Origin of the sequence: Flavimaribacter sediminis (assembly GCF_019492055.1) — a bacterium.
Taxonomy (GTDB): domain Bacteria; phylum Pseudomonadota; class Alphaproteobacteria; order Rhizobiales; family Rhizobiaceae; genus Flavimaribacter; species Flavimaribacter sediminis.
In genome coordinates, this window is the sequence record NZ_JAICBX010000004.1 from 88525 (window position 1) to 104803 (window position 16279).

A 16279-nucleotide genomic window follows, 5' to 3' on the forward strand; every position below is an offset into this window, starting at 1 on the left:
CTGCTGTGCTTTGGGAGGCGTATAAACCGGTGATTGAACCGCGCCAGGACGTCATGAGGGGTGAGCGGACGCGGCTGTCGACCGCCTCTCCGCAAGGCGCGCAAGGTAAAGGGTTTCGTCTGACTGGGTTCATCTTCCATTTGCCGGGATGGATAAGAAAGAAAAAGAAAATCAGCGCGTTATTCTATGTTCTTTCGGAAATTCTCAGTGATGATACGCTGACGATATCGTGGTTATTCACGAAGCGTACTTTTCGTATTGCCGGATGGGATTCAAAGGATTCGCTGAAGCATATCCTTTGGATTCATTTCAACACCGCCCATCTTTCGCGCCGCCGACGCGGCGCTGCTGGATTACGGGTCGGAGCCCGGGATGAGGAGCGGGGTGAGGTGGCGATGCGCATCTTCGATGCAGCGCACTGTGCAGTCGCTGCATTGTGTCGACCTTCAAAATCACCCTCATGTCGGCCTGCGAGCCGGCATCCAGCCGCCGCGCGTCTGCGCGGTAAGAGATGCCTTGCTGAATTTCCTTGGGGCGTAGACGCGCCGTAGTCGGATCGCGCCGCCTTCTCGTTCTCCGCGGAATGCGCTCGCCGAAAATACCGAAAATGTCCCGCTGCATCGGGTCGAATCCGGCCTGGTCCGGCGCTGCCGTCAGGACAGCGGCTGGCCCGCCTTTTCCTTCAGGAACGCCCAGCCGATCAGATGGACGCCGGCCAGCAGGATCAGATACCAGGCAGGCGCGAGGACGTCGCCGGTGCGCGCGACCAGCCAGGTTGAAAGCAGCGGCGCGGTCCCGGCTATGAGACCAAGGCAGGCGTTGTAGCCGATCGCGGCGCCGGAGCAGCGTACTCGAGTCGGCAGGAGCTCCGCGATGGTCGCGGGCACCATTCCGTAGATGGTCCCGAAAAGTATGGCGAAGCCCAACTGGGCGACGAGCACCTGGGCGACCGAAGGCTGGTGGAGCAGGTAGAAAAGCGGCCATGTCAGCACGAGGCCGGCGATGCCGACGGCCAGGAAGAAGGGCCGACGGCCGAACCGGTCGCTCAGATGGCCGGAGATTGGCACCACCACGCCGATTATCCCCAGCGAAACAAGATAGATGTCCATTGTCACGACGGTGGAGAAATGCAGCGTCTGCTCAAGATAGGATGCGGCGTAGACCCACACGATGTAGAACATCGGTCCGGCGTAAGCGACAAGCGCGGTGATGTGCAGCATCTCGCGCCAGTGATCGCGGAAAACCTCCATAAGCGGCGAGACGGACAGGTCCTCCGCGGTCGAGCCGGCGAAACTTTCCGGCATGTTCCGACGCAGCGCCAGCACGATCAGCGTGAGCACGCCGCCGAAGGCGAACGGGATGCGCCATCCCCAGGCGGAAACGCCGGCGTCGCCGAGCGCCGCTGCGGTCATGGCGCCGATCGCCGAACCCAGCATGAAGCCGCCGACCACTCCGAACTCGACGAAGGAGGCAAGAAAGCCGCGGCGCTTCGGCGGCGCGTGCTCGGCGACATAGACGCTGGCGCCGGTGTATTCGCCGCCGACCGACAGTCCCTGTAAAATTCTGAGCGCAATCAGGATGACAGGCGCCGCCACGCCGATCTGGGCGTAGGTCGGCAATATGGCGACGGCGGTGGTGCTCGCGCCCATGGCTACAATCGAAATCATCAGCGCCCGGCGCCGGCCGAACCTGTCTCCGAGATAGCCGAAAAGCAGGCTACCGATCGGGCGCGCCGCGTATCCGACCGCAAACACGGCAAAAGCGCTGAGAAGCGAAGCGAGCGGAACATCGGAGGGGAAGAACAGCTTGCCGATCGACGCCGCGAAGAAGCCGTAAATGGCGAAATCGTACCATTCCACGACACTGCCGACGGCGCCGGCGATGATCGGAGTGCGTTTGCTCGCAGGTGCGGCGACGGCGGAAGCAATCATGGCGCGACCTTACAGGAAACTGTTTCCGTCGCAATTATCCGTATTGGCTGTTTTGCCGCGTCATCCATTTCTCGCGCCGCCGACGCGGCGCTGCTGGGTCCCGGGTCGGAGCCCGGGATGAGGAGCGGGGGAGGCGGTGTGGCGCATCTCTCATGCAGCACACTGTGCGGTCGCTGCATTGGGTCGACCTTTGTGCCACCCTCATGCCGGCCTGCGAGCCGGAATCCATTCACCGCGTCTCCGCGGTGAGAGATTCCATACCCATATGCCTTTCGATCTGCGGATGTGGCGCTGTCGCTTTACGCCTTTTTTTCACGGAGCGGGCTTGTTGTCTTGCCGGATGAGCTTCCAGGGGTTTGCTGAAGCATATCCTTTGGATTCATTTCAACACCGCCCATCTATCGCGCCGTCGAAGCGGCGCTGCTGGATTACGGGTCTGAGCCCGGGATGAGGAGCGGGGGGGGGTGGCGATGCACATCTTCGATGCAGCGCACAGTGCAGTCGCTGCATTGCGTCGACCTTCTTAATCACCCTCATGCCGGCCTGCGAGCCGGCATCCAGCCACCGCGCGTCTGCGCGGTGAGAGATGCCTTGCCAAAATTTTCCGGGTCGTTGATGCGGCGCTGCGATATCACGCCGCCTTGTCTTCAGCCTCCAGGCTGTCGATCAGTTCGACGGCGGCTTCCGCGATCACCGTGCCGGGCGGGAAGATGGCTGACGCGCCGGCGCGTCTCAGCGCATCGAAATCCTGCGGCGGAATGACGCCGCCGACCGCAATCAGCGTCTTGACGCCGCCGCGGTCCAGCGCCTCGCGCAGTTCCGGAACCAGGGTCAGGTGACCGGCGGCGAGTGAGGAGGCGCCGACGATGTCGGCGTCCTCGTCGATCGCCAGTTTGGCGACTTCTTCCGGCGTCTGGAACATGGCGCCGACGATGACGTCGAAGCCGAGATCGGCGAAAGCGGTGGCGATGACCTTCTGGCCGCGGTCGTGGCCGTCCTGGCCCATCTTGGCGACGAGAATGCGCGGCTTGCGGCCGTGGATCTTCGCGAAGTGCTCGACCTTGGCGACGGCGCGGTTGAAGGCCGCGTCGGAAGCGCCGATCTCCTTGCGGTAGACGCCGGAAATCGTGCGGATGTCGGCGGTGTGGCGGCCATAGGCTTTTTCAAGCGCCAGCGAAATCTCGCCGACGGTCGCCTTGTGGCGGGCGGCTTCGATCGCGAAGGCGAGCAGGTTGCCTTCGCCGCTTTCGGCGGCGTTCGTGAGACTGGCGAGCGCGGATTCCACGGCGCCGACGTCGCGGGTGCCTTTGAGCTCCTGCAGCTTGGAGAGCTGCCGTGCGCGGACCTGGGCGTTGTCGACCTTGAGCACGTCGACCTCGCCGTCCTCCGCCGGACGGAACTGGTTGACGCCGACGACCGTCTGCTGGCCGCTGTCGATGCGCGCCTGCGTGCGGGCGGCGGCTTCCTCGATGCGCAGCTTCGGAATGCCTTCCTCGATGGCGCGGGCCATGCCGCCGAGCGATTCCACTTCCTCGATGTGGGAGAGCGCACGCGCCGCGAGATCATGGGTGAGGCGCTCGACATAATGCGAGCCGCCCCACGGATCGATGATGCGCGTGGTCCCGGATTCGTGCTGCAGGACGAGCTGGGTGTTGCGGGCGATGCGGGCGGAATGGTCCGTCGGCAGCGCCAGCGCTTCGTCGAAGGCGTTGGTGTGGAGTGACTGCGTGTGGCCCTGCGTCGCCGCCATCGCCTCGATCATGGTGCGCATGACGTTGTTCATCGGATCCTGCGCCGTGAGCGACCAGCCGGACGTCTGGCAATGGGTGCGCAGCGACAGCGAGCGGACGTCCTTCGGATCGAAGTTCTTCTTCATCAGGGAGGCCCAGATCAGCCGGCCTGCGCGCATCTTGGCGACTTCCATGAAGAAGTTCATGCCGTTGGCCCAGAAGAAGGAAAGCCGTGGCGCGAACGTATCGATGTCGAGGCCGGCGGCCACCCCCGCGCGGGCGTATTCGATACCGTCGGCGATGGTGTATGCGAGTTCCAGATCGGCCGTCGCGCCGGCTTCCTGGATGTGATAGCCGGAAATCGAGATTGAATTGTATTTCGGCATGTGCTTCGACGTGTAGGCGAAGATGTCCGAAATGATGCGCATGGAGGGCCAAGGAGGATAGATATAGGTGTTGCGGACCATGAACTCCTTGAGGATGTCGTTCTGGATGGTCCCGGACAGCTTTTCCTGGGGAACGCCCTGTTCCTCGGCCGCCACGATATAAAGCGCGAGCACCGGCAAAACTGCGCCGTTCATGGTCATCGACACGCTCATCTCGTCGAGCGGAATGCCGTCGAAGAGCTGGCGCATGTCGAGTATGGAGTCGATCGCCACGCCCGCCATGCCGACGTCGCCGGCTACGCGCGGATGATCGGAATCGTAGCCGCGATGGGTGGCGAGGTCGAAGGCGACGGAGAGGCCCTTCTGGCCGGCCGCGAGGTTGCGGCGATAGAAGGCGTTGGATTCCTCGGCTGTCGAAAAGCCCGCATATTGCCGGATCGTCCACGGCTTCTGGACATACATGGTGGGGTAGGGGCCGCGGATATAGGGCGCAAGGCCCGGCCATGTGTCCAGGTGCTTGAGGCCTGACAGGTCATCGGCCTTGTAGTGCTGCTTGACGTCGATGCCTTCCGGCGTCTCCCAGTCTGCGCCTTCGCCGGCGGGCGAGGGCTGGCCGGCTTCGGGCGCCCAGTCGATTGTGCGGAAATCGGGAAGCTTGCTCATGCTGCTTCTCCTTCTGCGGCGAGGTAGAGCGGCGCGGGCGCAAGCGATTTCGCATCCATGGCCGGCGTTTCGGGGGCTGCGGTCTTTTCGTACACGTCGAGAGGCCGTTCTGCGGCCGGAGGATAGAGCGTCGTGCCGATGATCGGCCGTTCGCCCTTTTCGATCCGCTGGAACCGGGCGGCGCGCGCTTCATGCACGCGGCTCTGGAAGGCGCCGCTTGTCAGGCTTGCCAGCAGGCCGCCTTCCGCCTCGATCTCCTGGAACAGGCGCCAGGCGACCGCTGCGATTTCGGACGTCAGATATTCGACGCCGCCGGCGCCCGCCATCGGATCGAGCACATGGTCGAGGCGGCTTTCCTCGATCAGAACGATCTGGGTGTTGCGGGCAAGCCGCCGCGCGGCCGCCTCCGGCAGGCCAGCCGACCAGCTGTGAGGCAGAACTGTGACCGCGTCGGCGCCGCCGATGCCTGCGGCGAAGGCCGCAATGGTGTTGCGCAGGACGCCGGTTTCGGCGTCCTGGCGGGTAAGCATGCGCAGCGAGGTTTCCGCATGGATCGGCATGGAGACCGGCGCGACGGCGCAGGCCTTCTGCATGGCGGCGGCAAGCTGACGCAGCGCCCGCAGCCTGGCGGTCGACAGGAACTGGTCCTGATCCACCGACGCGTAGAGCGCGGTCATGGCGAAGACGTCGCCTGGTGCGATGTCGGCTGCTTCGAACAATCGGAGATTTTCGGCCATGCTCGCCAGAATGAAGGCGAGTTCCTGGCCTTCCGTGCCGCCGGCGTTGTGCACGACGCGGCCGTCCGCCTTCAGCGCAACGCCGCCAAGGGCGCGCGCCGCAGGGGCGAGGGCCGCCGGATCGACCTGATCGACGCCGAAACGCGCGGCGACGCACCACGGGTCCAGCCCGCCGTAAAGGGTTGCGCCTTCGATGCTGGAAAACTTCGACGCGGCGCCAAAATCGGCGCCGGGATCGAGCCAGATCGCGCGGGGTTTGTTATAGGCAAGCCGATCGGCGATATCGGCGGAGGCGCCGAAGCCAAGGGCCGACGGCGCGCCTTCGAGGCAGACCATCAGGCTGTCGGCGCCGTTTTGCAGATCTTCGGCGATTTGAACTGAGGCGCGCGAGGCGTCCGGATCATCGACACGCTGGCAGACCGACCAGGGATTGTCAGCATCGATCCTGTGCAGGAACGCCGGCGAGGCAGATCGTGTGTAGATCGGACCGTAGGCGATATCGTCATCGCTGCGGGAGACGAGCGCAGCGTCGAAATCCGCGCCCTTCAGGGCCTTTTCGGCGAGCTTGCGCCATGTCGCTTCATCGGCTGGGGCAAACGCCGTGTTTTCAATTTCCCGATAGTCCATAAATCCTCACCGAATGCCGACGCGTCGAAGGCGGCGCGTCTCTACGCTCCCTGTGGACCGATCATAAAAACGCGGATCGGCCGATGCAACATTCTCCTGTCATGCTCACCTGTCAGGCAAGTGCCAGTCTTGCGGAGGCCTGCGTCTGGCGAGTCTGAGCGCAAGGCCGATCGAGACGCCAACGCCGATCGCCACCGTCAGATCGATCACGACGGTCAATACCAGAGTAAGGATCAGAAGGACACGATCCGAAAGTCGGAGTTTCAGGTAGGCCGGCCAGTGGTGCGGTTCGCTCATGTTCCAGGCTGTCAGCATCAGAAGGGCGGCGAGCGCCGGCAACGCCAGATAGCCGGCGAGCGGCGCCGCGAAGACCATGAACAGCAGGATGAAGACGGCGTGCGACAGCCCTGCGACCGGCGTCTTGCCGCCGGCTTTCACATTGGTGGCGGTGCGCGCGATGGCGCCCGTCGCCGGCATGCCGCCGAACAGCGAAGAGGCGATATTGGCGATGCCTTGCGCGATGATTTCGGCGTTCGGCCTGTGCCGGCCGTCGATCATCCGATCGGCCACCATGGCCGACAGAAGCGATTCCACGCCGGCCAGGAAGGCGATGATGATGGCCGATGGCAGCAACTCGACGATTCGCTCCGGCGACAGGTCCGGCAGGGTCGGCACAGGGAACTGGCTCGGCAGCGCGCCGAAACGAGAAGCGATGGTGTCCACCGGCAGAGGCAGGGCGGCGGCAAGCCCGGAACCGATGGCGACGGCGAGCAGAATGCCCGGGAACTTCGGATAGCGTTTCCGCAGGATCACGATCAGCGCCATGGTGAGAACCGCGACAAGGATCGCCGCCAGATTGGCGGTGTCGCGCGCCTGCCAAAGCACGGGCAGCTTTTCGAGAAAATCGGCCGGAACGTCTTCAACCCTCAGGCCGAAGAAATCCTGCAGCTGACTGGTCGCGATGATCAGCGCGATGCCGATGGTGAAACCGTTGACGACGGCGTCCGGCACGAAGGCGATGAGATTGCCGATCCGCAGGTAACCCGCGACGACAAGCAACGCGCCGGCCATCGCTGTTGCGATCACCAGCCCGTCATATCCGTGTTCGGCGATCACTCCGAAAACGACGACGATGAAGGCGCCTGTCGGCCCGCCGATCTGCACGCGGCTGCCGCCGAGCAACGAGATGAAGAAGCCGCCGACGACGGCCGTGACCAGCCCCTTGACCGGATCGGCGCCGGAGGCGATTGCGATCGCGAGGCTTAGCGGCAGCGCCACCATTGCGACCGTGACGCCGGCGACGAGATCGCCCCAGAAGAGCGTCCAGCTGTATTCCCTGATCGTGGTCAGGATCTTCGGCTGGAGAATGGGTCGGCGCGGCTGCGCTTCCGCGGAATGGGACATGGGCTCGTTCGGTGACGCTGCGCACGGGGCGCGAATTGGATTTTGAATGCGGGGTTGCACTGTACTACGGAATGCGGCCGATACGAAACGGCCCAAATCGCCGCATGGTTGGGAGTGCGCCAAGACTGCATTTCAGACGACCGCTCGCCATTCACAAATCCCGCATAGTTAATCGTCGCGGTTTGTAAAAGCATGGCGATTCTTTTAGGTTGCGGCTGAGTAAGGTGCAGCGGAATAGTGGTGGTGAAGCATGGATCTCGGGTCGTTTTCGGTTAGTCTTGCGGTGAAAGACATTTCCAAATCCAAGGCATTCTACGAGAAGCTTGGCTTTGAAGTCGCTGGCGGGGTCGAGCAGGAAAACTGGCTGATCTTGAGGAATGGCCCTCATGTCATCGGTTTGTTCCAAGGCATGTTCGAGCGCAATATTCTCACGTTCAATCCGGGATGGGACCAGGACGGCGCCGAAACCGCATCGTATGACGATGTGCGTGACATTCAGCGTCAACTGAAACGGCAAGGCGTCGCGTTGTCGAGCGAGGCGGACGAAACATCAAGCGGACCAGCAAGCCTGATGCTCACGGATCCCGACGGAAACCAGATCCTGATCGACCAGCATCGCTAGCATCCCGAATCCGAGGTGCGCACCATTCCGTAATACGGCCGGTTTGAGTTTCATTTTCGATTTGGTTATTTCCAGTGCGGCGCCTGTTTTGGGTGGTTTCGCGACTGCAGAGGCTGATTCCGCGCAAACAAGACCTATATAAAGCAAGACGAACAACCGGGCGGAGAGGGCAGCATGTTACTGATCGGCGTCGCCGCAATCCTGCTGCTGATATTCGGGCCCATGGTGTGGGTTCACATCGTGATGGCCCGGCACCGCGGCGACCGCGACGATTTTGCGGGAACCGGCGGTGAGCTTGCCCGGCATCTGCTTGATCTTCACGATCTCAAGGAGGTCCCGGTCGAACAGACCGACGCTGGGGATCATTACGATCCGGCTGCGAAAACGGTTCGGCTGACACAGCAGAATTTCGACGGGCGGTCCATCACGGCGGTGGCTGTCGCGGCGCATGAGGTCGGCCACGCCATCCAGGATCGCGACAGTTATGGTCCGCTGAAATGGCGCGAGACCACCGTCAGGACCGCAGCGTTTACGGATCAGCTCGGTTCACTGGGCATGGTGGCGCTTTCCGTGCTGGGCAGCGCCGTCGCCACGCCCCGGCTCCTGTTGTTCGGCGCGGCCGCCGTTGTCCTGATGGGGCTGGTCAGGGTGTTGGCGCACCTGGTGACGCTGCCTGTCGAATTCGACGCCAGCTTCAAACGCGGCCTGCCGATCCTCGAACAGGGCGGCTATCTGGGCGAGCCCGACATGCCGGCGGCGCGGTCGGTGCTGAAAGCCGCCGCCTTCACCTACGTCGCCGCCTCATTGATGCAGATCCTCAATCTGTTTCGGATACTGAGGTTTTTGCGGTAGCCACGGGTCATTGCCGCAGGGTCTATGCAATGTCGGCTTGCAGTCGCCGCCAAACGGGGTGAAGGTGTCGGTTGATTTCGATAGTCCAACCCGTGTCTGCGGAAGGAATGAACATGTCAGTGCGGTGTACGTTGTCTCTGGCCCTGGCGCTCTCGCTGGCGCCGTTTGCGGCTTTGGCGGAGGAACATGCACACGGGCAGCACGACGCCCCCTATGCAGGTTTCGAGACTCGCGAGATCAAGAGCCTGTCGCAAGAGGATATTGAAGAATTGCGCCGCGGCGGCGGCTGGGGCTTGGCCCTGCCTGCTGAACTGAACGGGCGGCCCGGTCCAGCGCATCTTCTCGAGTTGCGGGACGAACTGGCCCTTTCAGCAGATCAAGTGGAAGCGATCTCCGCGATCTATGAGGAGATGCGCGCAGCCGCCATCGCCGCAGGCGAGCGCTTCATTGCCGCAGAGGCGGCGTTGAGCGACGCATTTTCCGGTTCCGACCTTTCCGAAGAGACGCTTCGCGGCCTGCTTGCCGAGTCAGCCGCCGCGCGCGATGAACTGCGGTTCGTTCACCTTTCGCGGCATCTGTCGACGCCCGGACTTCTGAGCGACGCCCAGATCAGAAAATACAATGTCTTGCGCGGGTATTCCGATGACCCGTGCGCCAATGCGCCGGAAGGTCACGATCCGGAAATGTGGCGCCGTCACAACGGGTGTGGCTGAACCGGCGTTCCTGCAAGGCCCGGTGTCTGGCGGTCTGGACACCCCGCACGCTCCGCGCGTCCACTGAGCGATTGTTCCGCGCCGCCAGTATCCCTATAAGAAAAACGACGAACAATACGGGGGTGCGAGCGCGCAATGCTTCAGGACGGAAAGCTTTTCATCGGCACGAGCAGAAAGCCGGACGATTCCATCAACAAGGGCGAATATCTTGATCTCGGATACGCCAACCGGCACGGGCTGGTGACCGGGGCGACCGGAACCGGCAAAACGGTGACGCTGCAGATCCTGGCCGAGAGCTTTTCCAACGCCGGGGTGCCGGTGTTCTGCGCCGACGTGAAGGGCGACCTTTCCGGTATCGCGGCTGCGGGCGAACCGAAGGATTTCCTGGAGAAACGCGCCAAGACGATCGGCCTCGATCCGTACGAATTCCAGGAATTCCCGGTGATCTTCTGGGACCTGTTCGGCGAAAAGGGCCACCGGGTGCGCACGACGCTGGCCGAAATGGGGCCGCTGCTCCTGGCGCGGCTGATGGACTCGACCGATGCGCAGGAGGGCGTGCTCAACATCGCCTTCAAGATCGCCGACGAGAACGGCATGGCGCTGCTTGATCTCAAGGACCTGCAGGCGCTGCTCAACTACATGTCGGAGCACGCTTCCGAGCTCAGCGGCATGTTCGGCAACGTGTCGAAACAGTCGATCGGCGCGATCCAGCGCGATCTCCTGGTGCTGGAGCAGCAGGGGGCTGAACATTTCTTCGGCGAACCGGCGCTGGAAATCAGCGACATCATGCGCACGACCCCGGACGGCCGCGGCGCGATCAGCGTTCTGGCCGCCGACCGGCTGATGATGAACCCGCGTCTCTACGCGACCTTCCTGCTCTGGCTGCTTTCGGAACTGTTCGAGGAACTGCCTGAAGTGGGCGATCCCGACAAGCCGCGCCTGGTCTTCTTCTTCGACGAGGCGCATCTGCTCTTCGACGAGGCGCCGAAGGTGCTGGTCGACCGTGTGGAGCAGGTGGTGCGGCTGATCCGGTCGAAGGGCGTGGGCGTCTATTTTGTGACGCAGAATCCGCTGGACGTGCCGGAAACCGTGCTCTCCCAGCTTGGCAACCGTATTCAGCACGCGCTGCGCGCCTATACGCCGCGCGAGCAGAAGGCCGTGAAGGTGGCGGCCGAAACCTTCCGCCCCAATCCGGAATTCGACTGCTTCGAGGCGATCACGCAGCTGGGCGTCGGCGAGGCGCTGGTCTCGACGCTGGCCGAGAAGGGTATTCCCTCGATGGTCGAGCGCACGCTGATCCGGCCGCCGTCGTCCCGGCTCGGGCCGATCACCGAGGCCGAGCGCCGCGACGTGATGGCGGTCAGTCCCGTCGCCGGCCAGTACGACAAGGACGTCGACCGGGAATCGGCCTACGAGATCCTGGCGAAACGCGCCGAAAGCGCCGCCCGCAAGGAAGAGGAGCAGCGCCGTCGCGAGGAGGAGGAAAACCGAAAGATCGAGGAAAGCCGGCGCTGGACGCTGCCGGGCTTCGGCGACGAGGACGACTACGACGATCGCGGACGCAAGCAGTCCCCGACGCGCAGCCGCTCCACCCGCTCGCGCTACCAGCGCCAGACGGTGACGGAAGCCATGATAAAATCCGTGGCGCGGTCGGCTGCCACGAGCCTCGGGCGGGCGCTTGCGCGCGGCATTCTCGGGAGTTTGAAGAAAGGGCGGTAAAGCCGGCGTACGGGAAACTGCGACATTGCATTTCTCACGCAGCAGACGCGGCGCTGACTGGATGCCGGGACAAGCCCGGGATGAGGGGAAATGGGAGCGTGCCTTATGGGGCAAATGCTTTATGGAATGGCCATCCTACATCCCTCATGCCGGACTTGATCCGGCATCCAGAGCGACATTCCGGCAGGATAGAGAGTACGAATTGGCGCCGAGGATGCGGGGCCGTCGGATCAGTTCAAGCCCGCAGGGGAGGAAGCGTCGATGACCTTGGACGACGTCGTCGCATTTGCGTTGACGTTTTCCGAAGTCGCGACGTCGACCTCCTATGGCGGCCGTCTCTGAAAGTGGGCAAAACGATGCTGGCGCGGCCGCGTGAGAAGGACAACAGCGTCGTGCTGCCGGACCTGCCCATTGAAGAATGGGAGATGCTGTCGGAAGTTGCGCCCGACATCGTCATTTAAGAGCCGCATCATCAGGATTATGCTATTATGCCGGCGCGTCTCGACAATGGCGGCGTCGACGATATCGACGGCCTGATCGAACGGAGACTCCAGAACGCCTGAGGAGGAAAACGGGCATGGTGAGAAACACAAACCGGATGTGGTTCAGCGCAGCGGCGATCGCTGCGGCGCTTTGGACGCCCCAGGCGTATGCGGCCTGCGCGACGGACGAGGCCGTGAAGGCGCTGGCGGCAAAAATTCTGGCGAAGGAACCGGCGCCGGCGCCGGATGTCGCTACCGTCAATGACGGGATCTGCACCCAGGAAAAGCTGGTCGCCATATTGTCGGAAAGCTGGGGCGCTCCGCTTGGCTACAAGGCGGGCCTGACGAGCAAGCCGGCTCAGGAGGCGTTTAACATCGACGAGCCGGTGCGCGGCACGCTGATGAAGGACATGATGCTGGAAAACGGCGCGACCGTGCCAGCCGATTTCGGCGCGCTGCCGCGTTTCGAGGCGGATCTGATCGTCTCGGTCGCCGACGACGAGATCAACAAGGCCGCGACCGCCGAAGACGTGATGAAACACCTCGCCGCCGTCTATCCCTTCATCGAACTGCCGGACCTCGTGGTCGACAATCCGAAAGCGCTGAACGGCGCCGTGATCACCGCGATCAATGTGGGCGCGCGGCTGGGCGTGCTGGGTGATCCGATCGATGTCGAGCAGACGCAGGAATTCTTCGCATCGCTTGCCGACATGACAGTGTCGGTCGAAAATCAGGACGGCGAGGAGCTGTCGCGCGCGCCGGGCGCAGCCGTGCTCGGCCATCCGCTGAACGCCGTGCTCTGGCTGCGCAAGAGCGGGGCGATCTTCGAGAAGGGCGACCTGATCAGTGTCGGCTCCATCGGGCCGCTGCTGGTTCCGAAAGCCGGTTTGACGGCGACCGTGACCTATGAAGGGCTGACGGGGAATCCGGAAGTTTCCGTGACGTTCGATTAGTCCGGGCAGGCGCAGCCTTGGCTCAGGCACAGGCTCAGGGTTTGACGGCCGTCACCAGCATGGGAACAAGGAGCCCGGCCGAAGCCGCGCGGCGCAAATTGGCGCGCCTCAGCAACATCTGATCACCCATTGCGAGCGAGTCGTCCGGTTCGCCTTCCGCGGCCGGCGACGGCGGCGGCGGGGGCGGCGCGTCTTTCGCGTGATCCTGAACGTCCATGAACCCGGCGTCCGACAGCGCCCGGACGAAATCGGACGGGGACGTGACGAAGCTGGTCGCTTCGGTTATGGCCCAGGGAAGGGGATAGTCGATCGCGCCGTCCGATTTTCTTCCGATGTGGGTGAGAACGTAGACGCCGCCCGACCGCAGAACCCGAAAGGCTTCTGCGAACATCCTTTGCTTGTCGGCGACATTCATCGTCACGTTCTGGCTCCAGACCACATCGAACGATCCGGCCTCGAACGGCAGATCGAGCACCGAGCCGGCGCGATTGCGGATCTTCTTCGACAGACCGACGATCCGATCCAGATCCTCGGCCGTCCGGACATAATCTTCGCTGAGATCCAGCGCGTCCACGTCGCAATCGAAACGGCCAGCCAGGAAGCGCGCTGAGCCGCCGATGCCGCTGCCGGCGTCAAGCACCTTCATACCGGCGCGCACGCCAGCGGTTGCGGCCATTTTCTCCGTCAGGCCGACGCCGCCGTGATGCAGCTGATCGACGGGAAAAAGCGCTTCGATCGGAACAGAGCCGGGGGCTGCGTCGTGCAAGCCGAGTGTCTTGAGAATATTGTCGGCGAGACCGCTGCGGCCGTAATGCGAGGCGACGGCGCGTTCGATGTCCGATCTGTCCATGGTCGTGTCCCGCCTAGAGTTTGGTGAGGTCCGGCAGCACGGCGTGGGGCGTGAAGTCGAGATATTCGTCCGGATTGCCGGCGCGGTTGATCCAGACCGTGCGGAAGCCGAATTTACGGGCGCCCGCGATGTCCCACCTGTTCGATGACTGGAAGGAGATCGCGTCCGGATAGAGACGATAGCCTGTGGCCACGAGATCGTAGACCGGGGGCGCGGTTTTGAAGATTTCGACGTCCTCGACCGAGAAGACGTCGTCAAGAATCTCGTCAAGCGCGGCGTTGTTCACCGCGGATTCAAGCATCGCCTTCGAGCCGTTGGACAGGATGGCGAGTTTCGCGCCGCGGGCCTTCAGGCCCTTCAGCACCTGCGGAACCTCCGCGTAGCAATCGAGCTTCCAGTAGGCGTCGAGCAGGCTTTGCCGATGCGCCTTGTCGACGGACGGCGTGGCGGCGAGCGCATAGTCGAGCGCCTGTTCCGTCAGCGCCCAGAAATCCTGGTAGGCGCCCATCAGCGAGCGCACCCAGGAATATTCGAGCTGCTTGTTGCGCCAGATTTCCGAAAGGCGCGGGCCGTCCGGTCCGATATCGGAAGCGTGCCGGCGCACCGCGGCGTGCACGTCGAACAGCGTTCCGTAGGCGTCGAATACAAATGCGGCGTAGGGTTGCGTTGCGGGCATGGCTGTCGTGACCTTTTTCGGCGGCACATTGTGCCGTCGCGCAGTTAAGGTCAAGGGCCGGCGCCGGAGAGGCGCAGCGGATAAACCTTGCCCCGCCGCTTCAATCTGGTGCAAAGAGAAGAAAAAACGGGCAATTGGAGGAAACAACTGATGACCGTGTTAACCGAGGCGCAAACCCAGACCTGGACCTATGTCGACGGGGACTGGCACGAGGGCAACGTGCCGCTGATCGGGCCGCGCTCGCACGCCATGTGGCTGGGCAGTTCGGTGTTTGACGGCGCGCGCTGGTTCGAACGCGTCGCGCCTGATCTCGATCTGCACTGCGCACGGGTGAACGCGTCTGCCGAGGCGCTGGGCCTGAAGCCGACGATGAGCGTCGACGCCATACTGGAACTGGCCCGGGAGGGCTTGAAGAAATTCGACGGCGAGACCGCCGTCTACGTGCGGCCGATGTACTGGGCCGAGCACGGCGCTTATATGTCGGTGCCGGCCGATCCGGATTCGACGCGCTTCTGCCTGTGCCTCTACGAATCGCCGATGATTCCTTCTCACGGCTTCACCCTCACGGTGTCGCCCTTCCGGCGGCCGTCGCTGGAGACCATGCCGACCAACGCCAAGAGCGGCTGCCTCTATCCCAACAACGGCCGCGCGATCATGGATGCGCGCCGGCGCGGCTACGACAACGCGCTGGTCATGGACATGCTCGGCAATGTCGCGGAGACCGCGAGCTCCAATGTCTTCATGGTCAAGGACGGCGTCGTCATGACGCCAGTGCCGAACGGCACGTTTCTTTCCGGCATCACCCGCGCGCGGACCATCGCACTGCTTGCCGACGCCGGCCTGAAAGTGGTGGAGAAATCCCTGAAGGTCAGTGACTTCATGGACGCGGACGAGGTGTTTTCGACCGGCAACCATTCCAAGGTCGTGCCGGTGATCAAGCTCGAGGACCGTGAAATGCAGGCCGGACCCGTGGCCCGCAAGGCGCGCGAGCTTTACTGGGACTGGGCCCACAGCGGCGAGAAAATCTGAAACCGGTCGGAACTATTAGGCGGGCGGTCGATTAATCCTTCGGGGGCGCTTGCCGTTCGACCCCCTCGCGCATATGTTCCAGACCAAATCATACGAAACAACCCGCAAAGGAGAGCACAATGGCTTTTGAACTTCCGGACCTTCCCTACGACTACGAGGCTCTCGCCCCGTTCATGTCGCGCGAGACGCTGGAATATCATCACGACAAGCACCACAAGGCCTATGTCGACAATGGCAACAAGCTTGCCGATGAAGCCGGAATGAGCGACCTTTCGGTCGAGGAGATCGTCAAGAAATCCTACGGCACCAACCAGGGCCTCTTCAACAATGCGGCGCAGCACTACAATCACGTCCATTTCTGGAAATGGATGAAGAAGGGCGGCGGCGGATCCTCCCTTCCGGGCAAGCTTGCCTCGGCGGTCGATTCCGACCTCGGCGGCTACGACAAGTTCAAGGCGGATTTCGCCAGCGCCGGCGCAACGCAGTTCGGCTCCGGCTGGGCCTGGATCGCCGTGAAGAACGGCAAGCTCGAAATCATGAAGACGCCGAACGGCGAAAATCCGCTGGTTCATGACGCGACCCCGATCCTGGGCGTCGACGTCTGGGAGCATTCCTACTACATCGATTACCGCAACGCGCGTCCGAAGTATCTCGAAGCCTTCATCGACAATCTCATTAACTGGGATTACGTGCTGGAGTGCTACGAAAAAGCGACCGCCTGACCGGCAGAGACGCTTCTTCAGAGACGATCCGAACCCCGGCGGCGACGCCGGGGTTCTTTTGCTTTGCGGGGAAGGAATGGTTACGGCGCCGGGGCATTCTCGCATAAATTGTGATCACGTTGGCAAATACTTTAGAGCGCTGGTTGCGCGAAAGTATGGTATGCTCTTCTGCAGACCACCAGG

General features: G+C 63.0%; 14 protein-coding genes. 8 read left to right on the plus strand and 6 right to left on the minus strand.

Annotated features, from left to right (window positions below):
* The first annotated feature begins 29 nt into the window (after nucleotides 1-29).
* A complete protein-coding gene (locus tag K1W69_RS19450; RefSeq protein WP_220230114.1) occupies nucleotides 30-551 on the plus strand; it encodes a hypothetical protein in 522 nt (173 codons plus the stop codon).
* 102 nt (nucleotides 552-653) lie between these two features.
* Here K1W69_RS19450 and K1W69_RS19455 read toward each other — a convergent pair whose 3' ends face one another.
* From K1W69_RS19455 to K1W69_RS19470, 4 genes are all read right to left on the minus strand, one after another.
* Nucleotides 654-1931 (minus strand): MFS transporter, encoded by a 1278-nt coding sequence (locus tag K1W69_RS19455; protein WP_220230115.1) that lies wholly within the window; start codon nucleotides 1929-1931, stop codon nucleotides 654-656.
* 631 nt (nucleotides 1932-2562) lie between these two features.
* Nucleotides 2563-4710 (minus strand): methylmalonyl-CoA mutase, encoded by a 2148-nt coding sequence (scpA, locus tag K1W69_RS19460; RefSeq protein WP_220230116.1) that lies wholly within the window; start codon nucleotides 4708-4710, stop codon nucleotides 2563-2565.
* Nucleotides 4707-6074, minus strand: a complete 1368-nt coding sequence (locus tag K1W69_RS19465) for a methylmalonyl-CoA mutase family protein (protein WP_220230117.1) — start codon at nucleotides 6072-6074, stop codon at nucleotides 4707-4709. The genes scpA and K1W69_RS19465 overlap by 4 nt, the downstream gene beginning before the upstream one ends.
* Before the next feature lie 105 nt (nucleotides 6075-6179).
* On the minus strand, nucleotides 6180-7478 hold the full coding sequence (locus K1W69_RS19470) for a SulP family inorganic anion transporter (RefSeq protein WP_258571221.1): 1299 nt from the start codon (nucleotides 7476-7478) through the stop codon (nucleotides 6180-6182).
* 250 nt (nucleotides 7479-7728) lie between these two features.
* On the opposite strand from K1W69_RS19470, the gene K1W69_RS19475 reads away from it, so the two are divergent.
* The 5 genes from K1W69_RS19475 (at nucleotide 7729) to K1W69_RS19495 (ending at nucleotide 12819) form a co-directional block, all read left to right on the plus strand.
* Nucleotides 7729-8100, plus strand: coding sequence for a VOC family protein (locus tag K1W69_RS19475; RefSeq protein ID WP_220230118.1), 372 nt, complete (start codon nucleotides 7729-7731; stop codon nucleotides 8098-8100).
* A 174-nt stretch (nucleotides 8101-8274) separates the two neighbouring features.
* The gene (locus tag K1W69_RS19480; RefSeq protein ID WP_220230119.1) at nucleotides 8275-8952 is read left to right on the plus strand and encodes a zinc metallopeptidase; all 678 of its coding nucleotides are present in this window, start codon (nucleotides 8275-8277) and stop codon (nucleotides 8950-8952) included.
* A 113-nt stretch (nucleotides 8953-9065) separates the two neighbouring features.
* Nucleotides 9066-9665, plus strand: a complete 600-nt coding sequence (locus K1W69_RS19485) for a hypothetical protein (RefSeq protein ID WP_220230120.1) — start codon at nucleotides 9066-9068, stop codon at nucleotides 9663-9665.
* A 135-nt stretch (nucleotides 9666-9800) separates the two neighbouring features.
* Nucleotides 9801-11384 carry a helicase HerA-like C-terminal domain-containing protein gene (locus K1W69_RS19490; protein WP_220230121.1) on the plus strand — a complete coding sequence of 528 codons (1584 nt, stop codon included), beginning with the start codon at nucleotides 9801-9803 and terminating at the stop codon, nucleotides 11382-11384.
* 577 nt (nucleotides 11385-11961) lie between these two features.
* Complete coding sequence (locus K1W69_RS19495) at nucleotides 11962-12819, plus strand: 2-keto-4-pentenoate hydratase (protein ID WP_220230122.1); 858 nt, start codon at nucleotides 11962-11964, stop codon at nucleotides 12817-12819.
* 34 nt (nucleotides 12820-12853) lie between these two features.
* Here the strand turns inward: K1W69_RS19495 and K1W69_RS19500 are convergent, their stop codons facing one another.
* Together K1W69_RS19500 and K1W69_RS19505 are read right to left on the minus strand one after the other, a co-directional pair.
* Complete coding sequence (locus K1W69_RS19500) at nucleotides 12854-13669, minus strand: class I SAM-dependent methyltransferase (RefSeq protein ID WP_220230123.1); 816 nt, start codon at nucleotides 13667-13669, stop codon at nucleotides 12854-12856.
* Between the two features lie 13 nt (nucleotides 13670-13682).
* Nucleotides 13683-14345, minus strand: a complete 663-nt coding sequence (locus K1W69_RS19505; RefSeq protein ID WP_220230124.1) for a haloacid dehalogenase type II — start codon at nucleotides 14343-14345, stop codon at nucleotides 13683-13685.
* Between the two features lie 150 nt (nucleotides 14346-14495).
* Between K1W69_RS19505 and K1W69_RS19510 the strand changes: the two genes are divergently transcribed.
* Both K1W69_RS19510 and K1W69_RS19515 read left to right on the plus strand, forming a co-directional pair.
* On the plus strand, nucleotides 14496-15374 hold the full coding sequence (locus K1W69_RS19510) for a branched-chain amino acid aminotransferase (RefSeq protein ID WP_220230125.1): 879 nt from the start codon (nucleotides 14496-14498) through the stop codon (nucleotides 15372-15374).
* Nucleotides 15375-15493: 119 nt separating this feature from the next.
* Entirely contained in the window at nucleotides 15494-16096 is a 603-nt protein-coding gene (locus K1W69_RS19515; RefSeq protein WP_220230126.1) for a superoxide dismutase, read from the plus strand.
* The last annotated feature ends 183 nt before the right edge of the window (nucleotides 16097-16279 follow it).